Here is a 21,498-nt window from a genome sequence, read left to right on the forward strand (position 1 = left end):
GCATCGGGAGCCTTACTGGTCGAGCTGCAGGCTCGGTGCGATCTGCCAGACTTCGGTGCTGAGGTCGCCGTCGCGGTAGGTCAGCGCATGCCAGACCTTGACCGGCACCTGGCCGCCGTAGTCGGCGCGCTGCTGCACCGAGGCGCCCTTCGGATTGGCGAAGGACACCAGCTTGCCGAAGTTGGCGGGGCGCGGCTTGCCGGCGTTCGCGGCGATGAATTTCTGCCAGACGGCGCGGATCTCGGCCTTGCCGCGGTAGCGGCCGTCCAGCGGCCCGCCGACCCACTCCAGGTAGGCATCCTCGGCGTAGTCTTTCATCAGCGCGTCGAGGTCGCCGGCGGCGACCGCGTCCAGGTGGGCGCGCGCCTTGGCGTCGTCGAGCGGTCCGGCGACCGCGTTCGCGCCCGGCAGGCAGGCGAGGCCCGCCAGGGCCAGCGCCGCGCAATGCTGCTTGGCTTTCCAGACTTTCATGAGCGTCTCCTTCGCGTGGTGCTGCTTTTATTTATGACTGGAAATTAATAATACACGGAAAGAAGATGGCAATCTAGAAACAGCGGGAAGCGTTGTTTTCAGGCCGTACATACAGCGGATGCCGGCCCCGGGGGCGGCTCAGCGCAGTTCGTGCAGGGCGATGCCGCCGAAGGCATCGTCCCAGGCGCCGAAGTCGGCTTCGAGCGCCGGCAGCAGGCGCAGCAGGGCCTGTTTGTCGCGATGGAAGGTGGTGGCGCCGGCGTCGATCTCGCGGGTCGATTGCAGGCGGAACAGGTCGGCCTGCGGCGCGCCGGCGACGGGTTCGCGCAGCAGGGCCAGCACCTGCTGGCCGTGCACGCGCAGGCGCAGCAGCTCGCCCGCTTGGCCCGCTTCGGCGCGCACGTAGCGGCGCTGGGTCTCGGGCGCGATCTCGCCGGCTTCCAGCGCGATCCGCACCTGCCTGCCGTGGCGCGCGCCCCAGTCCAGGAAAGGGACGGCGAAGCCGGTCAGCTGCGTCGGATCGGTGCGGTAGTCCATCACCGCCAGCGCGTCGACCAGCGGCGCCAGTGCGTCGAGCAGGGCGGTCTTGCGGTCCCACCAGAACGGCACCACGAGTTCCAGGCGCAGGCTGCCGGCCGCGCCGCGCAGGGTGCGCGCCATCGCCAGGTAGCGCGCATCCCAGTCGGCCTTGCCGGCACCGTACTCCTGCAGCAGGTAGGGCTCGACGTCGAACTGCAGGCCCGCCAGGCGCGCCGCCGGTTCGGCCGCGGCGTTGTAGGCGGCGTAGGCCCGCACCAGCCTGGCCAGCGCCGGCTGGCGCTCGGGCAGCACCATGTGCGGGTCGCCGTCCACGCTCAGCACGCGGATGCCGCGCGTGCCCGCCGCCCGCACGAAGGCGGCCAGGCGCGCCGGTTCCCGCACCGCGTCATCTCTGAATGGGACCGTGATGAACAGTTCGCGCACCCGGTGCGCTTCGGCCCAGTCGAGCAGGGCGGCGCCGCGCTCGCGCCAGTCGGCCGCCTGCCACACCCAGGTCGCGCGCGCGGGCGCACGCGCCGCCGCAGACGGATCGGGTTCGAGGGACAGTTGGTGGAGCGTCAGGCTCGCCGCCTGCGCCGGGCATTGCAGGACGAAGTGGCGCCAGCCGGCGCGGTCGAGGGCAGCCGGCAGCGCCAGGCGCAGCGGAGCGGCATCGGCCGAGGTGCGGGCCGGCAGGGCGCCGAGCGCGAGTGCGGTTTCGCGCGCGGCATGCGCGCCGTCGGCCGCCTGCAGCGCGAAGCCGGCGCCGCCCGCATACGATGCCGCCAGGCGCAGGCGTGCGCGCGGCAGGAACCACGGGCCGCTCAGCAGGGCGCCGGCCGGGCGCGCGCCGGCGCCGCAGTCCACCGCCAGCCGGCCGTCCTCCAGCCTGACCCGGACCCGTTCCTCGACGCCGAAGGCGCGCGCCTGCATGCGCCCCAGCAGGTTGACACCCAGCGGCATGCGGCCGGACTGCGGCGTGTCGGGGCGCTCCGATGGCAGCAGGTGTTCGCTGACGGCGAAGCGGCCGTCGCGCACGCGGCCGTGCAGCAGGATGGTGTTGTCGACGTCTTCGTGCGGGGCCAGCGGGAACAGGGTCTCGACCCGCGCGCCGGGCGGCAGGGCGATGCCGGCGCAGCCCGGACCTTCCTTGTGCTCGTCGATCAGCCAGCGCAGGCGGGTGCCGTCTTCAGCGACGGTATCGGCAAACGGCGGCCGGGCCGGCGCCCCGGACTGCGGGCACAGGTGCAGCGAGGCGGCGTGGGCGGGAGCGCTCATCACGAACAAAGAAAACAGCAGCGCGCGCATGCTCAGGGCTGGTCCGAGAAGCTGCCCTTGCGCGTCATGATGCCCCAGCTGGCTTCCTTCTGCATCGCCCAGCGGAACAGGCCGGTCAGGCGCCACCAGGTGTTCAGCTGGCGGTAGCCGAGGTTTTCGATCACCACCACCAGCGCCAGCGCCAGCAGCTGCTTGCCGCGCGGGTAGATGTGGAAGGACATCTCTTCCAGCAGCAGGCCGGAAGCGGACAGCAGGATGCCCAGCCCGATCGCCACGAACATGAAGGTCGAGAAGGCCTGCCAGGAGATGCCGCCGGTGAGGAAGGCCACGAACATGAACAGGTAGCCACCCATCTCGACCACCGGCCCCAGCCATTCAAACAACAACATGAACGGGAAGGCCAGCCAGCCCGGCACGCCGCCGTTCCGGGAAAACATCAGGCCCCAGTTGGCGGTCAGGCTCTCGGCCAGGCCGCGCTGCCAGCGGATGCGCTGGTTCTTGAGGGTCTTGAAATCTTCCGGCGCCTCGGTCCAGCACACCGGATCGGGCACGAATTCGATGCGGTAGGGCTGGCGCCGCGCGCGCAGCAGGCGGTGCAGGCGCACGATCAGCTCCATGTCCTCGCCGATGGTGTCCGCGCGGTAGCCGCCGACGCTGACCACGGCATCCTTGCGGAACACGCCGAAGGCGCCGGAAATGATCAGCATGCCGTTCACGGCCGACCAGCCGAGGCGCCCGAACAGGAAGGCGCGCAGGTATTCGACTACCTGGAACAGGGCCCAGGGATTGCGCGGCAGGCCGACCTTCGTCAGGAAACCGCCGCTGACCTCGCAGCCGTTGGCCACGCGGATGGTGCCGCCGGTGGCGACCATGGTCGGGTCGCGCAGGAAGGGCTGGGTCACGCGCTCCAGGCTGTCGCGCTGCAGGATCGAGTCGGCGTCCACGCCGCAGAACAGCGGATAGCGCGCGGCGTTGATGCCGGCGTTGAGCGAGTCGGCCTTGCCGCCGTTGAACTTGTCGATCACCCGCAGGTTCGGGAAGCGGGTCGAGCGGTAGATGGCGCGGATCTCCTTGGCCGGGATCAGGCGCCGGTAGGCTTCCGGGAAGGGCAGCAGGCCGAACTCGCGCTTCAGCACCTCCAGCGTGGCATCTTTCGAGCCGTCGTTGACCACCACGACTTCGTATTCCGGATAGGTCAGCTGCAGCATCGAGCGCACCGAGGCGGCGATGGTCGCTTCCTCGTTATACGCCGGCACCAGGATGCTGACCGGCGGCTCCAGGCCCGACCAGGCGCGCGGCAGGTCGTCCAGCATCTCCTCCTGGCCCTTGCGGTGCAGGGTGCGCAGCGACAGCAGGTTCAGGACCAGGTAGCCGCCGTTCAGCAGCACGAAGTAGCACAGCACGAACCAGGTGACGAACTGGACCAGCAGATGCGCGTTCATGCGGCCTCCGCCTGCGCATCCGCGTTGCGCTGTGCGGCGGCGGCGTCCTGCTCGGCCATCACCTGGGCCAGCATGTCGGCCGCGAAGCGGTCGTCCAGCGAGGCGCGCAGGTCGTCGAGCTCGGCGCGCCGCAGCCACGGCAGCTCGGCCAGGGCCTGCGCCGCGCGGTAGCGCACCCACCATTCGCGGTCGGCCAGCAGGGCGACGAGGCGCGCGGTGTCGGCACGCTCGCCGATGCGGCCCAGCGCCTTGGCGGCCTGCACGCGCACCTGCCAGTCTTCATGCGCCAGCAGGCCGCGCACCGCTTGCTGCAGCAGCGGCGTATTCACGATGCGCAGCGCGGCAAGCGTGACCGGCACCGCATCGCTGGCCAGCGCCGCCGCCAGGGCCGCGGCCGGCAGTTCGACGCGCAGGGCTTCGGCGATGCGCAGGGCGCGCGGCAGGCGCCGGGCGTCCAGGCGCGGCAGCATCCCGGCCAGCACCGCCGCCACCGGCGTGCCGGCCTGCTGCAGGATGCCGGCCACGTGCGACATCGCCCAGTCATCGCGTTCGATGAAGAGCGGGGTCAGGTATTCGGCGGCGGCCTGCGGATCGATCCGCACCAGCGCCCACAGCGCCGTCAGCGACAGGGTCGGGTCGTCCAGGCCGGCCAGGCGCAGCAGCGCGGGCCAGGCCTGGCGGTCGCCGAGGTGGCCCAGCATCAGCGCGGCCAGCAGGCGCTCGGTGCGCGCGCGCCGGCCCAGCATGGCGCGCGCCTCGTTATCGAGGCCGAGACGGCAGGCGATCGTGTTCAGGGCGGCGCCGGCTTCGCCGCGCAGCGAGGATTGCAGATGCACCCACAGCTTGATGAAGTGCAGGCGTTCGGACGCGAGCAGCTTGGGCAGCTGCGCCGGGCTGTCGCCGACGATGGCGGCGTTCAGCAGCGGGCGCCAGCGCGCGAGGGTGCGAGCCTGGCGCCGCTCGCGGGCACGCAGGGAGATCCGCAGACGGACGATCTGCAGGCCGAGCAGGAGGGTCAGCAGCAGGGCGCCGGTGCCGGTCCAGAAGGCCGCCGCCAGGATCGGGTCTGCCCCGAAGCTCATGCGGCGGTCTTGATGAAGCGGCGCAGGCGCGCCAGCAGTTCCTGGGGCTGGAAGGGTTTGATGATGAAGTCGTCGGCGCCGGCGTCGAGCGCGCGCACGGTGTCGCGTTCGGTGTTCTTGGCGGTCAGCATGATGACCGGGGTGTCCTGCCAGCCGGCCTGGGCGCGGATCCGGGCGACGATCTCGAACCCGTCCACGTAAGGCAGCATCACGTCGAGCAGCACCAGGTCCGGCGCCGGGCTGGCGGCGACGTGCTCGATGGCGGCACGGCCGTCGGCGACGTGGGTGACCCGGTAGCCTTGGCGTTCGAGCATGAAGGTCAGAACGTGGGCGATGTGGACATCGTCCTCGACGACGAGGACGGACAGTTGTACGCTCATGGGGGGCCGCAAAAAGTTGCTTTGAGGCTCCATTCTAACCGGGGCGGCGGCCTTGCGGTCCATGTGGAGGCCGCTTTGTGGGCCGGCTGTGACTGCCGGCCCACACTTTTGGTAGGCTTGCCAGCCCTACCGGGTCAGGCCGGCAGGTCGAACAGCAGCAGCTCGGCCGCTTCGGCGTCGGTAAAGCGGACCTTGTCCTCGGCGCCGATCTTCAGCGCGTCGCCGCCCTTCAAGGCCACGCCGTTGACCTCGACCCGGCCGCGGATCACGTGCACGTAGCCGAGCCGTCCGGCCGCCAGGCTGTGCTCGACCTGGTCGGCGCCGTTCAGGATGGCGGCGTACAGCGAAGCGTCCTGGTGGATCAGCACCGAGCCTTCACGGCCGTCGCCGGAGGCGATCAGGCGCAGCCGGCCCTGCTTTTCCTCGACCCCGAAGTGCTTCTCCTCGTAGCTCGGAGGAATGCCCTTCGCGTTCGGCTGGATCCAGATCTGCAGGAAGTGCACCGGTTCCGTCTGCGATCCGTTGAACTCGCTGTGCCGCACGCCGCTGCCGGCGCTCATGCGCTGCACGTCGCCGTAGTGCAGGACCGAGCCGGTGCCCATGCTGTCCTTGTGCTCCAGCGCGCCGTCCAGCACATAGGAGATGATCTCCATGTCGCGGTGGCCGTGGGTGCCGAAGCCGGCCCCGGGCGCTACGCGGTCTTCGTTAATCACCAGCAGCGGACCGAAGCCGGTGTGGCGCGGATCGTAATAGTCGGCAAACGAAAAGCTGTGCTGCGACTGCAGCCAGCCGTGGTGTGCGCGGCCCCGTTCTTCACTTTTACGTACTTCCAGCATGATGCGCTCCCTCTGGTGTGTTCTCGATGGAAACCAGTATAGCGAGCCGCGTGCGGAATGAAAAACGAGTAGTTTTGCGGGCTATGATCGAAAAAATCGATCGCCGTCTTCGACCCTTAGCGCCGCAGCGGATCCAGCAGGCCGCGCAGGGCGTTATGATCGAGTTCGTACATCAGTTCCAGCAGTTCGCCCAGCTCGCCGCGCGGAAATCCTTCACGGGCAAACCAGGCGAGGTAGTGGCCGGGCAGTTCGGCGATCTTCTTGCCCTGGTATTTACCGAAGGGCATTTCGCGGACGAGGAGGAGTTGCAGGTGTTCGGGTTTCATGGAGGGCAGTGTAGTAGCATGGCCGCGAGGAGGGAAGCATCATGGATACCGACGACGACCTGCAACGCTTCGTGGACGCCCAGCGCGACGTCTACGCCACCGCGCTCGCCGAACTGCGCGCCGGCCGCAAGCGCACCCACTGGATGTGGTTCATCTTTCCGCAGATCGCGGGCCTGGGACATAGCGAGATGGCGCGCCGCTATGCGATCCGCGACGGCGACGAGGCCGCCGCCTACCTGGCCCACCCGGTGCTGGGACCGCGCCTGCGCGAATGCACGTCGGCCGTCGCCATGCATGACGAGCGCGAGGTCGGCGCGATCTTCGGCCATCCGGACGACCTGAAATTCCACTCCTGCATGACCCTGTTCGCCGACGTCGCCCCGGACGAGGCGATCTTCCAGACCTGCCTCGACCGCTTCTTCGATGGCGTGCCCGATTCCGCCACCATCGAGCGGCTGGCATGAGCTCGCCGCGGATCGATGCCTTGCCCGCGTTCGTGGGCGCCTTCGAACAGCTGCTCGGAAGCGGTGCCGACGAGGCCGCGATCTTCCGTGACGGCCGTGCGCTGCTGGCGGTCCTGATCGCCGACGACGCCTGGCTGCCGGCGGCGCTGGCCGAGCCGGACCCGGACAGCTACCGCATCCACCTGCTGCATGCCGATCCGGCACGCCGCTTCTCGGTGTCGGCGATGGTCTGGGGCCCGGGGCAGGGCACGCCCATCCACGACCACACGGTCTGGGGCATGGTGGGCGTGCTGCGCGGCCGCGAACGCTGCGAGGAGTTCGGCCTGCCTGCCATGCCGGGCGGGCCCTTGAGGCCGGGCCCCGTGCACGAGCTGGCGCCCGGTGATATCGATCTCGTCGCACCGAGCATTGGGGATATACATCGCGTATCGAATGCGCTCGCCGACGGCGTATCGGTCAGCATCCACGTGTACGGCGGCGATATCGCGGCCATCACGCGCTCGCGCTTCGACGCGGCGGGCCGCGCCACCCCCTTCGTGAGCCCTTACGCGTCCTGCCTGCTGCCCGAGCGTGCGGGCTGAGGTGGATTGCGTGTTGTTGCGTATAATCCACCGGATAGCTTGTCCACCAACACATTCTCAATAACAAACATGGCTTCATCTTCAGAAAACATCAGCATGGCGGTGTTCTGCGACTTCGAGAACGTCGCACTCGGCGTGCGCGATGCGAATTACGAGAAATTCGACATCAAGCCCGTCCTCGAACGCCTGCTGCTCAAGGGCAGCATCGTGGTCAAGAAAGCCTACTGCGACTGGGACCGCTATAAAGGTTTCAAGGCAACCATGCATGAAGCGAACTTCGAGCTGATCGAAATCCCGCACGTGCGCCAGTCGGGCAAGAACTCGGCGGACATCCGCATGGTGGTGGACGCGCTCGACCTGTGCTACACCAAGGCCCACGTCGATACCTTCGTGATTATTTCCGGCGACTCCGATTTCTCGCCGCTGGTGTCCAAGCTGCGCGAGAACGCCAAGCGGGTGATCGGCGTCGGCGTCAAGAATTCGACCTCGGACCTGCTGGTCGCCAACTGCGACGAATTCATCTTCTACGACGACCTGGTGCGCGAAGTGCGCCGCGCCGCCGCCAAGCGCGACGAGCGCAAGAGCCAGCCCTCGCCAAGCCGCCGTCCTTCCGACGAGAGCAACCGCAAGAAGGAAGAGATGGAAGCCCGCAAGCTGCAGGCCCTGGAGATGGTGGTCGAGACTTTCGACGCCCTGGTCTCCGAGCGCGGCGACACCGGCAAGATCTGGGCCTCGCTGCTGAAGGACACCCTGAAGCGCCGTCGTCCGGATTTCTCGGAAACCTATTATGGCTTCCGCACCTTCGGCAACCTGCTGGAAGAAGCGCAGACCCGCGGCCTGTTCGAATTCGGCCGCGACGAGAAGTCCGGCACCTACGTCTACCGTAGCGGCAACAGCCAGGCCAACGAGGCGCTCGGCGTCGTGTCCGAGACCGAGCAGATGCAGGCGGCGCCGGAACTGGCCGCCATCGAGAGGCCGGACCGCGGCGACGAGCTGGCGGCCGAAAGCCAGGGCGAGCAGCCGAGCGAGATCCCGGCAGCGGCAGCGCCGGCACGCGAATCGCGCCGCCGCGGCGGCCGCGGGCGCAAGGGCCGCGGCGAGGGGGCCGAGCAGGCAGCGGCCCAGACCGAGACCCCGGCGGCAGCGCAAACGGTGCCGGTAGACGCCGCCATGGCCACCTGGCCGGCGCCGACGCCGGACCTGGTGGAGGAAGGCTTCGACGACACCGCGAGCGCGCGGGAAGTACAGGCGGAAGCGCCGGTGCCCGCGCCGGAAGCCGCCGCCGAACAGCCGCCCGCCCCGGTGAAGGAACGCCGCCGCACGCCGCGCAAGCCGGCCGCGCGCAAGGGCGCGGCAACGCAGGCCACGGCGCAGGCCGCGCCTGAAGCCGGGGCCGACAATGCGGCGATCGCCGCGGATGCCGCCGCCGCAATCGATACGGTGACGGCCGATGTCGCGCCGGCCGCGGCAAGCGCCGTGCCGGAGTTGGATGCCGCCGGCAGCGACGCCGTGACCGATGCCGATCCGTCCGATCCGGCGCCGGCCGACGATCAATCCGAGGTCCAGGCCGACAAGCCGGCGCGCAAGAAGTCGTCCCGTCCGCCCCGCAATGCGGCGTCGCGCAAGCCGGCCACGCGCGCACGCCGTCCGGCCAAGCCGAAGACGCCGGAAGGGGCCTGAGCCGGCCCATACGCGCGCCGGGCAGGCCGGGCGGTGTGGAATAATGACAAGGCACCCCAGGCTTGCCCGTTTGCGTAAAGGACCGACACCATGCGACCGCTTACCGGACTGCTCCTCCTCGCCGCCGCCTTCGCGCGGCCGGCATCGGCTGCGCCCGCGGTCGCGCCGTCGGCCTCCCATCCGCTGCTCGGGATCTGGGTCCTGAGCATTCCCCAGCTCGGCTGCTCCGAGACCTACCACTTCCGTGGCGACGGCACCACCCTGGTCAAGAGCGCGGCAGAGGTGTCGGAAAGCGAGTTCACGGTGGCCGAAAAGCCCAGCGCCAAGGGGTTCTACAAACTCGAAGACCGCATCGTGAAAGACAACGGCAAGCAGGACTGCTCGGGCGAGGTGATGCAGGTCGGCACCAAGGCCACCAATTATGTGCGCTTCCATCCCTCCGGAGCGCGCTTCGTGATGTGCCAGGACGAGTCGATGCAGGCCTGCATCGGGCCGTTCGAGCGGATGCCGGCGCAGGGGATCTAGCTGTTCGTCGGTGCTTGATCGCCCGACGGTGGTTGATCGCCCGGCTTCGGTGTATATTGCTCGGCGCTTAGTCTTTAGTTATCGGATCCTCGATGTCCCCGGCACTCCTCTTCTGCATCCTCATCGCGTATTTCGCACTGCTGCTCGGCGTCGCCTGGGCAAGCTCGCGCAACGCCAACAACGACAGCTTCTTCATCGGTAACAAGAGCAGCAACTGGATGCTGGTCGCCTTCGGCATGGTCGGCACCACGCTGTCCGGCGCGACCTTCATCAGCGTGCCCGGCGCGGTCGGCATCGACGCCTTCGGCTACGGCCAGGTGCTGATCGGCTACGTGTTCGGCTACATCGCCGTGGTCTACCTGCTGCTGCCGCTGTACTACCGGCTCAAGCTGACCTCGATCTACACCTACCTCGACGGCCGCCTGGGGCGCCGCGCCTACCAGAGCGGGGCCGGCTTCTTCATCCTGTCGCGGCTGTTCGGTGCCACCGCGCGCCTGTACCTGGTGGTGGCGGTCCTGCAGAGCATCATTCTCGACAGCCTCGGCATCCCGTTCTGGCTGACCACCTTCGTCATCCTCGGCATGATCCTGCTCTACACCTACCAGGGCGGGGTGAAGACCATCGTCTGGACCGACACCCTGCAGACCACTTGCATGCTGGCGGGCCTGTTCGCCTGCGTCGGCTACATGCTGGGCCAGCTCGACCTGAGCATCCCGCAGGCCCTGCAGCAAATGCACGAGCGCGGCCTGTCGCGGGTGTTCACCTTCGATCCGAACAGTCCCGGTTTCTGGCTGAAGCAGATCGTGGCCGGCGCCTTCATCGTGCTGACCATGACCGGCATGGACCAGGAAATGATGCAGAAGACGATCTCCGTGAAGACATTGAAAGACTCCCAGAAGAACCTGCTGAGCCTGACCGCGGTGCTGGTGGTGGTGCTGTCCAGCTTCCTGTTCCTGGGCGGCCTGCTGTACCTGTACGCGCCGATCGCCGGCGTCTCCGCGACCGGCGACAAGATCTTCCCGGCCGTGGTCATGGGCCACCTGCCGGCCGCGGTGCAGATCATCTTCCTGATCGCCCTGATCTCGGCCCTGTTTCCCAGCGCCGACGGCGCCATCACCGCGCTCACGTCCACCTTCTGCATCGACATCCTCGGCATCAAGCGCCGCGACGACCTGTCGGAGGAAGCCAAGGGACGCCTGCGCCGCCAGGTCCACCTCGGCTTCGCCCTGCTGTTCCTGTTGATGGTGCTGTTCTTCAAATGGGTCGACAATCCGAGCATGATCGGCGTGATCCTGAAGCTGGCAGGCTATACCTACGGACCGCTGCTGGGCCTGTTTGCCTTCGGCATGATGACCAGGCGTTCGCTGAACGACCGCCTGGTGCCGGTGGTGACGGTCGGCGCCCCGATCCTGTGCGCACTGCTCGAATACAAGCAGCATTATTTGCTCGGCAGCTACCGATTGGGCCTGGAGTTGCTTATTGTCAATGGTGCACTCGTGTTTATCGGCTTGCTGGCAATCTCGCGCCGCGCGACGATCAAGCCGGCCGTCGCTGCGGCATAATCTTCGTTAGGCAGTCGGGGTCAGAGCCCACCCGCGTGAACCGGGCTCTGACCCCGATTCGTTAGTTAGCAAATTTGGGGTCAGACTCCGGTTTCAGGAAATTGCTCAAAAAAGGAGTCTGACCCCGTTTTTAGGAAATTACCGGAGATCACATGCCATTCAAGCCAGTTTCCTCCCTGCGCCGCGGCCTCGGTTCGCTCTGGCGCGGCATCGACGCCACCCGCAGGTTCGTGCTGAACCTGCTGTTCCTGCTGATCGTGATCGTGCTGCTGGTGGCGATCTTCGGCGGCGGCGTCAAGCCGCTGGCGCCGAAGACCGCCCTGGTGCTCGACCTGAAGGGCGAGCTGGTCGAAGAGAAGGCCGGCAGCGTGCGCGATTCGCTGGTGGCCGGCCTGTCCGGCAATGCGCGCCACCTGATCCAGCTGCGCGACATCCTGACCGTGCTCGATGCCGCCGCCAAGGATCCCAATGTCAATAGCGTGGTGCTGCTGCTTGACGAGATGGACGGCGGCGGCCTGGCCTCGCTGCGCGAATTCGGCGCCGCCGTCGACCGCGTGAAGGCGGCCGGCAAGACCGTGGTGGCCTGGGGCGGCACCTACGACCAGAAGCGCTACATGGTCGCCTCGCACGCCAACGAGGTCTACCTGCACCCGATGGGCATGGTGATGATCGAAGGCTTCGGGCGCCACCGCAACTACTACCGCGACGCCCTCGACAAGGTCGGCGTGACGGTGAACCTGATGAAGGTCGGCACCTACAAGAGCTTTGCCGAGCCCTACATCGGCAACGGCCCCTCGCCGGCGGCCCAGGAGGCCGACAGCTTCCTGTACAACGCGCTGTGGACCAATTACACGGCCGAGGTCGAAAAGGCGCGCAAGCTGCCGGCCGGTGCCATCGCGAAAGGCATCGAGGAGCTGCCGCAGCGCATGGCGGCCGCCAACGGCAACACCGGCAAGGTCGCGCTCGACTGGAAGCTGATCGACGGCCTCAAGACCCGCGACGAGGTGCGCGCCCTGATGGTCAAGCGCGGCGTGTACGACGACACGAATAAAACCTTCCGCCAGGTCTCGTTCAAGGATTACCTGTCGCGCAATCCGCCGAAGCTGCTGGGCGACGCCGTCGCCGTCGTGGTGGCGGCCGGCGACATCACGGAAGGCACGGGCGGCCCCGGCATGGTGGGCGGCATCTCGACCGCCAACATGATTCGCGCCGCGCGCGAGGACAAGCAGGTCAAGGCCCTGGTCCTGCGCATCAACTCGCCGGGCGGCAGCGCCTACGGCTCCGAGCTGATCCGCCGCGAGCTGGAGCTCACCCGCAACGCCGGCAAGCCGGTGGTGGTGTCGATGGGCGACGTGGCGGCATCGGGCGGCTACTGGATCTCGATGGCGGCCGACGAGGTGATTGCCGACCCGAACACCGTGACCGGCTCGATCGGCGTGTTCGCGATCCTGCCGACCGCCGACAAGGTGGTCGACAAGCTGGGTATCCACACGGCCGGCGTGACCACCACCTGGCTGGCCGATGCCTACAACCCGCTGCGCCCGCTCGATCCACGCTTCGTCCAGCTAATCCAGGCCAGCATCAACCACATCTACGACGAGTTCACCACCAAGGCCGCGATCGCGCGCCGCACCACGCCAGAAAAGATCGACGCGGTGGGGCAGGGCCGGGTCTGGACCGGCGGGCAGGCCAAGGAACGCGGCCTGGTCGACCGCCTCGGCAGCTATGGCGACGCGCTGCAGTCGGCCGCCAAGCGCGCCCACCTGGAAGGCGATTTCCGCGTCGCCTACACCGAGCGCGAGGACAGCGTGTTCGCGCGCCTGCTGGAGCGCATGGGCCTGTCGGAAACCCAGGCCCTGAACGTGCAGGTCAAGCTGGGCATGCTGCCGGCCGACCTGGCGCTGGATGCGCTGCCGGCCGGTGCGGTGGCCGGCGTGGCGAAGGACCTGGGCTGGCTGTCGCAGGTGGCATCGCGCCGCCAGCCGTTCGCGGCGGTAACACATTGCCTGTGCGACATTCCGTGACGGCCGAAACGACCCTGACGGCCTTTACAAGCCTCAGGGGTTTGTAACAAGTTGTACGTCCAGGCAAGTCATCAATGAACGGGCGCGGAAGCTTTCCGCGCCCGTTTCATTTTCATCTCCCCGCTTATTTCCCGCTTCTGGCGCCTTCCGTGTAAATCGGCGTAAAGACGGGCTTTCCCGGTCGCGCCCGCAGCGCCGTATCCAGGCTGAGCTCGGAATCTTGGTACGTTACGAAACATAATGCCGAGGCGCTCCATGCTACATTCAGCTTTCATTTTTATTGTGCTTTTGAACACTCGGCCGCCAAGGAAACGCATGAACCCGACCGTCACCCCCGACAAGGAAAAGCCAGCCATCCGACCCCAGCGCACACGCCGTTCGCGCGTGATCGGCGCCCTCGTCGCCATCCTCGCCATGGCCGGCCTGGGTTGGCTGGCCTGGCACCTGACCCACCAGCCGGCTGGAACCGGCGCCGGGGCGGGTCCCGGAGCGGGGGCGCGCGGACAGGGCGCCGCTGCGGGTGCGGGCGGCGGCGGTCCCGGCGGTCCCGGCGGCGGACGTGGCGGACGCGGCGGCATGGCGGCCACCACGGTCGGCGTCGGCAAGGCCGAGCGCAGCGATATCCCGATCACGCTGGAAGCCCTTGGCACCGTGACCCCGGCGGCGGTGGCGACCGTGCGGCCCCAGGTCGGCGGCGTGCTCCAGAAAATCCTCTTTACGGAAGGCCAGCTGGTCAAGGAAGGCCAGGTGCTGGCCACCATCGATGCGCGCCCGGCGCAAATGAGCCTGCTGCAGGCCACCGGCCAGCGCCAGCGCGACGAAGCCCAGCTCGCAAGCGCGCGGGTGCTGCTGCAGCGCTACCGCACCCTGCTGGAACAGGACTCGATCGCGCGCCAGGACGTCGATACCCAGGCGGCCCTGGTCAAGCAGCTGGAAGGCACCGTCACCACCGACAAGGCGGCCGAAGGGATCGCCCGCATCAACCTCGGCTACACCCAGGTGCGCGCGCCGATCTCCGGCCGCGTCGGCCTGCGCACCGTCGACATCGGCAACCTGGTCAACAGCGGCGACGCCAGCGGCATCGCCGTGATCACCCGGATGTCGCCGATCGACGTCGAATTCGCCGTGCCCCAGGACCGCTTGCCGGCCCTGCAGCAGCGCATCAACGAGAACGCCGCCATGCCGGCCATCGCGATGGACCGCACCCGCACCGAGAACCTGGCCACCGGCCGCTTCTTCGCGATGGACAACCAGGTCGACACCCAGACCGGCACCGTGCGCGCCAAGGCCCGCTTCGCCAACGACGGCGGCAAGCTGTTCCCGAGCCAGTTCGTGAATATCCGCCTGCAGGTCAACACCATCAGGAACGCCGTCACGGTGCCGGTGACGGCGCTGCGCCACGGCGCCAGCGGCGACTACGTGTACGTGCTGAACCCCCAGACCAAGACCGTCGCGCTGCGCAACGTCAAGCGCGGCCAGGCCAATGCCGAGCGCGTCGAGATTGCCAGCGGCCTGGAGGGCGGCGAGACCGTCATCACCGAGGGCGCCGACCGCCTGAAGGATGGCGCCAAGGTGACCCTGCCGGGTGAGCGTCCGGCCGGCGCCGGTGGACGCCGCGGGCAGGGGGGCGCAGGTGCGCCGGCCCAGGACACCGCCCAGGCGCCCGCGCAGGGGCAGCAAGGTCAGCGCCACCGCCGCCAGCAGCAGGCGGAAGGGACTGCGCAATGATGAACACCCGTTATCCGTCGTTCCCGCGCAGGCGGGAACCCAAGTCTACGAGCGTTTCGATAGCTCACGCAGAGCCTGGACCCCCGCCTTCGCGGGGGCGACGTAGTGAAAGTGCGCGGGGACGGCGTGGCGGGGGATCGGCATGAGCCCATCCGCCCCCTTCATCCGCCGTCCGGTCGCCACCGCGTTGCTGATGCTGGCGATCGTGCTGGCCGGCCTGGTCGGCTATAAATTCCTGCCGCTGTCGGCGCTGCCCCAGGTCGACTTCCCGACCATCCAGGTCCAGACCCTGTACCCGGGGGCGAGTCCGGAAGTGATGGCGCGCACCGTGACGGCGCCGCTGGAGCGCCAGTTCGGCCAGATGTCCGGGCTGTCGCGCATGAGTTCGACCAGCGCGGCCGGCGTGTCCGTCGTCACCCTGCAGTTCAGCCTCGGCCAGACCCTCGACGTGGCCGAGCAGGAAGTCCAGGCCGCGATCAACGCCGGCGGCTCGCTGCTGCCGACCGACCTGCCGGCGCCGCCGGTCTACGCCAAGGTCAACCCGGCCGACGCGCCGGTGCTGACCCTGGCGATCACCTCCGACACGATGCCGCTGACCGAGGTGCAGAATCTGGTGAATACGCGACTCGCGCTGAAGATCAGCCAGGTGACGGGCGTCGGCCTGGTGACCCTGCAGGGCGGCCAGCGCCCGGCGGTGCGGATCCAGGCCAACACCGAAGCACTCGCGGCCAACGGCCTGGGCCTCGATACGCTGCGCAGCGCGATCACGGCCGCCAACGCCAACAGCGCCAAGGGCAGCTTCGACGGCCCGGCGCGCGCCTACACCATCAACGCCAACGACCAGCTGGTGACGGTGCCGGACTACACCAACCTGATCGTCGCCTACCGCAACGGCGCGCCGGTGCGCCTGGGCGACGTCGCCAAGGTCGTCGACAGCGCCGAGAACGTCAAGCTGGGCGCCTGGGCCAACATGAAGCCGGCCATCATCCTGAACGTGCAGCGCCAGCCGGGCGCCAACGTGATCGCCACCGTCGACGCGATCAAGGACCGCCTGCCCGAGCTGCAGGCCAGCCTGCCGCCGACCCTGCGCGTGGACGTGCTGTCCGACCGCACCACCGGCATCCGCGCCTCGGTCGAGCACGTGCAGATCGAACTGGTGCTGGCCGTGCTGCTGGTGGTGCTGGTGATTTTCGCCTTCCTGCACAGCCTGCGCGCCACCGTGATCGCCAGCCTCGCCGTCCCCATTTCCCTGGTCGGCACCTTCGGCGTGATGTATTTGCTGGGCTACAGCCTGAACAACCTGTCGCTGATGGCACTCACGATTGCCACCGGCTTCGTGGTCGACGACGCCATCGTCATGATCGAGAATATCTCGCGCTACATCGAAGAAGGCGAGAAGCCGATGGCGGCCGCGCTCAAGGGGGCGACCCAGATCGGCTTCACCATCATCTCGCTGACGGTGTCCCTGATCGCGGTGCTGATTCCGCTGCTGTTCATGGGCGACGTGGTGGGCCGGCTGTTCCGCGAATTCGCGGTGACGCTGGCGATCACGATCCTGATCTCCGCCGTCGTCTCGCTGACCCTGGTGCCGATGATGTCGGCGCGCTGGCTGCGCCAGCACGACGACGCGCACAACAGCCGCTTCGCACGCTGGTTCCAGGCCACCTTCGACGACACCATCGGCTACTATGACCGCTCGCTGAACTGGGTGCTGGAACGCCAGGGCCTGACCCTGCTGGTGGCGCTGGCGACCCTGGTCCTGACGGCGCTGCTGTGGACCTTCATCCCGAAAAGCCTGTTCCCGACCCAAAACACCGGCCAGCTCCAGGCCCGTGTCGAAGCGCGCCAGGCGATCTCCTACGAGGCCATGACGGAACTGCAGCAGCTTGCTGCGCGCGAGATCCTGGCCGATCCGGAAGTCGCTTCGCTCAGTTCGACCGTGGGCGTGGACGCCGCCAACAACACCATGCTGCACACCGGCACCATGCTGATCAACCTGAAGCAAGGGCGTGGCGACCAGGAAGAGCTGATGAACCGCCTGCGCCAGCGCGTCGCGCGCAACGTGGCCGGCGTCACGCTCTACCTGCAGCCGACCCAGGATTTGACCATCGACGCCGAGAGCGGCCCGACCCAGTACCGCCTGTCGATCGAAGGCGCAGACACGAAGACGGTGACCGAATGGGCGAACAAGCTGACCCGGGCGATGGCGCAGCGCAAGGAAGTGCGCAACGTGGTCACCGATGCCGGCGCGACCGGAGCGGCGGCCTTCGTCAACATCGACCGCGACAGCGCCTCGCGCCTGTCGGTGACGGCCTCGAACATCGACGACGCCCTGTACAGTGCCTTCGGCCAGCGCATCGTCTCCACCATCTTTACCGAGACCAACCAGTACCGCGTGATCCTGGAAGCGCAGCAGCCCGAGGACATGACGCTCGACGCCCTCGCCAACCTGCAGCTGCGCACCGGCGGCGGCCGGCCGACGCCCTTGTCCGCGATCGCCTCGATCACCGAGCAGGCCGCGCCGCTGCAGATCACCCACGTGGCCCAGTACCCGGCCACCACGATCGGCTTCGACACGGCGTCCGGCGTCAAGCTGGGCACGGCCGTCAACGCGATCAAGGAAGTGGCGCAGGAGATCAAGCTGCCGGCCTCCGTCAGCATGACGTTCCTGGGAGCATCCGGCGCCTACCAGAACTCGCTGTCGAACCAGCTGTGGCTGATCCTGGCGGCGGTGGTGTGCGTCTACATCGTGCTCGGCGTGCTCTATGAAAGCTACATCCACCCGCTGACCATCCTGTCGACCCTGCCGTCGGCCGGCGTCGGCGCGCTGCTGGCGCTGATGGTGACCGGCCAGGGCCTGGGCGTGATCGGCATCATCGGCATCATCCTCCTGATCGGCATCGTGAAGAAGAACGCGATCATGATGATCGACTTCGCCATCGAGGCCGAGCGCGACGAGGGCAAGGACCCGCGCACCGCGATCCACCAGGCCGCGATGCTGCGCTTTCGCCCGATCATCATGACGACCCTGGCGGCGCTGTTCGCGGCGGTCCCGCTGATGCTCGGCTGGGGCGAGGGCGCCGAGCTGCGGCGTCCGCTGGGCCTGGCCATCTTCGGCGGCCTGATCGTCAGCCAGATGCTGACCCTGTTCACCACGCCGGTGATCTACCTGGCCTTCGACCGCATCGCACGGCGCTGGGGCGGCGAAGCCCCCGCAAAGCCTGCGGGACCGGGAACGACGCCCAGCCGCGAGGTAGGCGCATGAACCTGTCGCAGCCGTTCGTGCGGCGCCCGATCGCGACCGTGCTGCTGACCATCGGCATTGCGTTGGCGGGCATCGCCGCCTTCTTCGTGCTGCCCGTCTCGCCGCTGCCCCAGGTGGACTTCCCGGCGATCTCGGTGTCCGCCAACCTGCCGGGCGCCAGCCCCGACACGATGGCGTCCTCGGTCGCCACGCCGTTGGAGAGAAGATTGGCGGTCATCGCCGGCGTCAACGAGATCACCTCGAACAGCGGCAACGGCTCGACCCGCATCAACCTGCAGTTCGATCTGACCCGCCAGATCGACTCCGCCGCGCGCGAAGTGCAGGCGGCGATCAGCGCCTCGCGCGCCGACCTGCCGGCGACCCTGCGCAGCAACCCGACCTACCGCAAGGCGAATCCGTCGGACGCGCCGGTGCTCATCCTGGCGCTGACATCGAAGACCCGCAGCCCCGGCCAGATCTACGACGAGGTCTCGAACATCGTCCAGCAGAAGCTGGCCCAGGTGCGCGGCGTGGGCGACGTCGAGATCGGCGGCGGCTCGCTGCCGGCCGTGCGGGTCGACCTGAATCCGTTCCAGATGAACCGCTACGGCCTGTCCAGCGAGGACGTGCGCGCCGCGATCCAGGCCAGCAACCCGAACCGTCCGAAAGGCGCGCTGGAAGGCAGCGGCATGCGCCTGCAGATCTATTCGCAGGCGAACACCCCGACCAACGGCCGTACCGCGGCCGACTACCGCGGCCTGGTGGTGGCCTGGCGCGACGGCGCCGCGATCCGCCTGCAGGACATCGCGGATGTGAACGACGGGGTCGAGAACATCAACACCCTCGGCCTGTTCAACGGCCAGCCGGCGGTGATCGTGCTGGTGACCAGCCAGCCGGGCGCCAACGTCATCGAAACCGTGGACGGCGTGCGCGCGCTGCTGCCGACCCTGCAGGCCCAGCTGCCGCAGGACGTGAGCATGCAGGTGGCCTCGGACCGCACCAACTCGATCCGGGCCTCGCTGCACGAGATCGAGCTGACCCTGATGATCTCGATCCTGCTGGTGGTGGCGGTGGTCAGCGTGTTTTTAAGGAGTGTCCGCGCCACCATCGTGCCGGCGGTGGCCACCGTGGTGTCGCTGCTGGGTACCTTCGGCGTCATGTACCTGCTGGGCTTCTCGATGAACAACCTGTCGCTGATGGCGCTGACGGTGGCCACCGGCTTCGTGGTCGACGACGCCATCGTGGTGCTGGAAAACACCAGCCGCCACGTCGAGCAGGGCATGGACCGCATCAAGGCGGCGCTGCTGGGCGCGCAGGAAGTGGGTTTCACGGTGCTGTCGATCAGCCTGTCGCTGGTGGCGGTGTTCATCCCGCTGCTGTTCATGGGCGGGCAGGTGGGCCGGCTGTTCCGCGAATTCGCGGTGACGCTGTCGGCGGCGGTGATGATCTCGCTGGTGATCTCGCTGACCACCACGCCGATGCTGTGTGCCGTGCTGCTCAAGGGCGGCCATGTGGAACGCAGGCCGGGACGCCTGGCCCGATGGTCGGAGCGCGGCTTCAAGCGCGTGCTGAAGGCCTACGAACACGCGCTCGACTGGGCGCTGGACATGAAGCTGCTAGTGATGCTGATCCTGGCCTTCGTGGTCGGCCTGAACGTATTCCTGTTCTCGGCCGCGCCGAAGGGCTTCTTCCCGCAGCAGGACACCGGCCAGATCAACGGCGGCATCCGCGCCGACCAGAGCATCTCCTTCCAGGCCATGCAGCAGAAGCTGCGCCAGCTGGTCAACATCATCAAGAGCGACCCGGCGGTCGACACCGTGGTCGGCTTCACCGGCGGCTCGCGCGCCGGCGGCGGCTTCATGTTCCTGAACCTGAAACCGGTCGGCGAGCGCGCCAAGGGAGACACCGGCCAGGCCGTGATCGCGCGCCTGCGGCCGAAGCTGGCAAGAGTGACCGGCGTCCAGCTGTTCCTGAACCCGGTGCAGGACCTGCGCATGGGTGGACGCTCCTCGAACTCGACCTACCAGTACACGCTCAAGAGCGACAACCGGGCCGACCTGAAGATGTGGGCGACGCGCCTGGCCGACGCCATGAAGACGGAAAAGGCGCTGACCGACGTCGACACCGACCAGGCCGAGAACGGCGTCGAGACTTATGTCGACATCGACAAGGAAAGCGCGGCGCGCCTGGGGATCAGCGCGAAGGACGTCGACAACGCGCTGTACAACGCCTTCGGCCAGCGCCAGGTCGCCAACATCTACGATGAGCTGAACCAGTACCACGTGATCATGGGCGTGGCCCAGAAGTATGCGCAGTCGCCGGAGGCGCTGAACGACGTGTACGTGCCGGCCAAGGCGGCGCCTGGTGCCGCGGCCGCGGCGAGCGGATCGCGTACCGCCGGCAGCACCGGCGTGAGCGCGGCCACGGGCACGGCCACGGGCCCGGCCGGTGCCGGCACCGGCAGCTCGTCGAGCGCGACCGCCAGCGCCGGCACCCCGTCCAGCCCGGGTAACCTGACCGCGGCGCGCGACCCGTCCAGCGGCTCCGCGCTGTCGACCGGCGCCACCACCATGGTGCCGCTGTCGGCCATCGGCAAGTTCGCCGAACGCTCGACCCCGAGCTCGGTGAACCACCAGGACGGCGAACTGGCCACCACGATTTCGTTCAACCTGGCGCAGGGCTATTCGCTGTCGGACGGCCAGGCCGCCGTGCGCGATGCGGAAAACGCGATCGGCATGCCGGTCAACGTACGCGGCAGCTTCCAGGGCCAGGCCAAGCAGGCGCAGGAATCGAACAAGCAGCAGCCGCTGCTGATCCTGGCGGCGATCGTCGTCATCTACATCGTGCTGGGCATTCTGTACGAGAGCCTGATCCACCCGATCACGGTGCTGTCCACCCTGCCGTCGGCGGGCGTGGGCGCGGTGCTGGCGCTGCTGATGTTCCACATGGAGTTCTCGATCATCGCCCTGATCGGCGTGTTCCTCCTGATCGGCATCGTGAAGAAGAACGCGATCCTGATCATCGACTTCGCGCTGGAGGCCGAAAGGGCGAGGGGACTGTCGGCCACCGAGGCGGTGCGCGAGGCCTGCCTGCTGCGCTTCCGGCCGATCCTGATGACGACCCTGGCGGCGGCGCTCGGCGCGCTGCCGCTGGCGATCGGCTTCGGCGAGGGTTCCGAGCTGCGCCAGCCGCTCGGCATCGCCATCATCGGCGGCCTGGTCGCCAGCCAGCTGCTCACGCTGCTCACCACGCCCGTGGTCTACGTCTACCTCGACAAGCTGCGCCGCGCCAGCCCGCATGAACGCGAACTGGCGCGTCATCCCCAAGAACATCAGCACTCGATCACCCATCCATGA

The 21,498-nt window shown here is 68.1% G+C and carries 16 protein-coding genes; 9 read left to right on the forward strand and 7 right to left on the reverse strand.

Features of this window, described 5'->3' with window-relative positions:
- Positions 1 to 12: 12 nt before the first annotated feature.
- From ACI48D_RS02395 to ACI48D_RS02425, 7 genes are all read right to left on the reverse strand, one after another.
- Positions 13 to 471: a nuclear transport factor 2 family protein gene (locus tag ACI48D_RS02395; RefSeq protein WP_435569607.1), complete on the reverse strand. Its 459-nt coding sequence runs from the start codon at positions 469 to 471 to the stop codon at positions 13 to 15.
- A gap of 138 nt (positions 472 to 609) precedes the next feature.
- A complete protein-coding gene (locus ACI48D_RS02400) occupies positions 610 to 2,298 on the reverse strand; it encodes a hypothetical protein (protein WP_435569608.1) in 1,689 nt (562 codons plus the stop codon).
- Between the two features lie 2 nt (positions 2,299 to 2,300).
- Positions 2,301 to 3,710, reverse strand: coding sequence for a glycosyltransferase family 2 protein (locus tag ACI48D_RS02405; protein WP_435569609.1), 1,410 nt, complete (start codon positions 3,708 to 3,710; stop codon positions 2,301 to 2,303).
- Complete coding sequence (locus ACI48D_RS02410) at positions 3,707 to 4,792, reverse strand: HEAT repeat domain-containing protein (protein WP_435569610.1); 1,086 nt, start codon at positions 4,790 to 4,792, stop codon at positions 3,707 to 3,709. The genes ACI48D_RS02405 and ACI48D_RS02410 overlap by 4 nt, the downstream gene beginning before the upstream one ends.
- The gene (locus tag ACI48D_RS02415) at positions 4,789 to 5,172 is read right to left on the reverse strand and encodes a response regulator transcription factor (protein WP_435569611.1); all 384 of its coding nucleotides are present in this window, start codon (positions 5,170 to 5,172) and stop codon (positions 4,789 to 4,791) included. Before ACI48D_RS02415 ends, ACI48D_RS02410 begins: the two co-directional genes overlap by 4 nt.
- 134 nt (positions 5,173 to 5,306) lie before the next feature.
- Positions 5,307 to 6,008 carry a pirin family protein gene (locus ACI48D_RS02420; RefSeq protein WP_435569612.1) on the reverse strand — a complete coding sequence of 234 codons (702 nt, stop codon included), beginning with the start codon at positions 6,006 to 6,008 and terminating at the stop codon, positions 5,307 to 5,309.
- 116 nt (positions 6,009 to 6,124) lie between these two features.
- Positions 6,125 to 6,334 (reverse strand): DUF3820 family protein, encoded by a 210-nt coding sequence (locus ACI48D_RS02425; RefSeq protein WP_435569613.1) that lies wholly within the window; start codon positions 6,332 to 6,334, stop codon positions 6,125 to 6,127.
- 41 nt (positions 6,335 to 6,375) lie between these two features.
- Here ACI48D_RS02425 and ACI48D_RS02430 point away from each other — a divergent pair, with 41 nt between their 5' ends.
- The 9 genes from ACI48D_RS02430 to ACI48D_RS02470 all read left to right on the forward strand — a co-directional run bounded on the left by ACI48D_RS02430 (position 6,376) and on the right by ACI48D_RS02470 (position 21,498).
- The gene (locus ACI48D_RS02430; RefSeq protein WP_435569614.1) at positions 6,376 to 6,798 is read left to right on the forward strand and encodes a DUF1810 domain-containing protein; all 423 of its coding nucleotides are present in this window, start codon (positions 6,376 to 6,378) and stop codon (positions 6,796 to 6,798) included.
- The gene (locus ACI48D_RS02435) at positions 6,795 to 7,379 is read left to right on the forward strand and encodes a cysteine dioxygenase (protein WP_435569615.1); all 585 of its coding nucleotides are present in this window, start codon (positions 6,795 to 6,797) and stop codon (positions 7,377 to 7,379) included. The genes ACI48D_RS02430 and ACI48D_RS02435 overlap by 4 nt, the downstream gene beginning before the upstream one ends.
- Before the next feature lie 69 nt (positions 7,380 to 7,448).
- Positions 7,449 to 9,059, forward strand: coding sequence for an NYN domain-containing protein (locus ACI48D_RS02440; RefSeq protein WP_435569616.1), 1,611 nt, complete (start codon positions 7,449 to 7,451; stop codon positions 9,057 to 9,059).
- A gap of 90 nt (positions 9,060 to 9,149) precedes the next feature.
- Positions 9,150 to 9,584 (forward strand): hypothetical protein, encoded by a 435-nt coding sequence (locus ACI48D_RS02445; RefSeq protein WP_435569617.1) that lies wholly within the window; start codon positions 9,150 to 9,152, stop codon positions 9,582 to 9,584.
- A 92-nt stretch (positions 9,585 to 9,676) separates the two neighbouring features.
- The gene (locus ACI48D_RS02450; RefSeq protein ID WP_435569618.1) at positions 9,677 to 11,146 is read left to right on the forward strand and encodes a sodium:solute symporter; all 1,470 of its coding nucleotides are present in this window, start codon (positions 9,677 to 9,679) and stop codon (positions 11,144 to 11,146) included.
- Positions 11,147 to 11,298: 152 nt separating this feature from the next.
- Positions 11,299 to 13,170, forward strand: coding sequence for a signal peptide peptidase SppA (gene sppA / locus ACI48D_RS02455; protein WP_435569619.1), 1,872 nt, complete (start codon positions 11,299 to 11,301; stop codon positions 13,168 to 13,170).
- Positions 13,171 to 13,485: 315 nt separating this feature from the next.
- Positions 13,486 to 14,898, forward strand: coding sequence for an efflux RND transporter periplasmic adaptor subunit (locus ACI48D_RS02460; RefSeq protein ID WP_435569620.1), 1,413 nt, complete (start codon positions 13,486 to 13,488; stop codon positions 14,896 to 14,898).
- 142 nt (positions 14,899 to 15,040) lie between these two features.
- The gene (locus ACI48D_RS02465; RefSeq protein ID WP_435569621.1) at positions 15,041 to 18,163 is read left to right on the forward strand and encodes an efflux RND transporter permease subunit; all 3,123 of its coding nucleotides are present in this window, start codon (positions 15,041 to 15,043) and stop codon (positions 18,161 to 18,163) included.
- Complete coding sequence (locus ACI48D_RS02470) at positions 18,160 to 21,498, forward strand: efflux RND transporter permease subunit (RefSeq protein ID WP_435569622.1); 3,339 nt, start codon at positions 18,160 to 18,162, stop codon at positions 21,496 to 21,498. Before ACI48D_RS02465 ends, ACI48D_RS02470 begins: the two co-directional genes overlap by 4 nt.

It is taken from the genome of Massilia sp. LXY-6, from assembly GCF_051233485.1.
GTDB lineage: Bacteria > Pseudomonadota > Gammaproteobacteria > Burkholderiales > Burkholderiaceae_D > Telluria.

Coding starts and splice junctions, on each gene's coding strand:
- ACI48D_RS02395 (WP_435569607.1), bottom strand. CDS start 471: ATGAAAGTCTGGAAAGCCAAGCAGCATTGCGCGGCGCTGGCCCTGGCG.
- ACI48D_RS02400 (WP_435569608.1), bottom strand. CDS start 2,298: ATGCGCGCGCTGCTGTTTTCTTTGTTCGTGATGAGCGCTCCCGCCCAC.
- ACI48D_RS02405 (WP_435569609.1), bottom strand. CDS start 3,710: ATGAACGCGCATCTGCTGGTCCAGTTCGTCACCTGGTTCGTGCTGTGC.
- ACI48D_RS02410 (WP_435569610.1), bottom strand. CDS start 4,792: ATGAGCTTCGGGGCAGACCCGATCCTGGCGGCGGCCTTCTGGACCGGC.
- ACI48D_RS02415 (WP_435569611.1), bottom strand. CDS start 5,172: ATGAGCGTACAACTGTCCGTCCTCGTCGTCGAGGACGATGTCCACATC.
- ACI48D_RS02420 (WP_435569612.1), bottom strand. CDS start 6,008: ATGCTGGAAGTACGTAAAAGTGAAGAACGGGGCCGCGCACACCACGGC.
- ACI48D_RS02425 (WP_435569613.1), bottom strand. CDS start 6,334: ATGAAACCCGAACACCTGCAACTCCTCCTCGTCCGCGAAATGCCCTTC.
- ACI48D_RS02430 (WP_435569614.1), top strand. CDS start 6,376: ATGGATACCGACGACGACCTGCAACGCTTCGTGGACGCCCAGCGCGAC.
- ACI48D_RS02435 (WP_435569615.1), top strand. CDS start 6,795: ATGAGCTCGCCGCGGATCGATGCCTTGCCCGCGTTCGTGGGCGCCTTC.
- ACI48D_RS02440 (WP_435569616.1), top strand. CDS start 7,449: ATGGCTTCATCTTCAGAAAACATCAGCATGGCGGTGTTCTGCGACTTC.
- ACI48D_RS02445 (WP_435569617.1), top strand. CDS start 9,150: ATGCGACCGCTTACCGGACTGCTCCTCCTCGCCGCCGCCTTCGCGCGG.
- ACI48D_RS02450 (WP_435569618.1), top strand. CDS start 9,677: ATGTCCCCGGCACTCCTCTTCTGCATCCTCATCGCGTATTTCGCACTG.
- sppA (WP_435569619.1), top strand. CDS start 11,299: ATGCCATTCAAGCCAGTTTCCTCCCTGCGCCGCGGCCTCGGTTCGCTC.
- ACI48D_RS02460 (WP_435569620.1), top strand. CDS start 13,486: ATGAACCCGACCGTCACCCCCGACAAGGAAAAGCCAGCCATCCGACCC.
- ACI48D_RS02465 (WP_435569621.1), top strand. CDS start 15,041: ATGAGCCCATCCGCCCCCTTCATCCGCCGTCCGGTCGCCACCGCGTTG.
- ACI48D_RS02470 (WP_435569622.1), top strand. CDS start 18,160: ATGAACCTGTCGCAGCCGTTCGTGCGGCGCCCGATCGCGACCGTGCTG.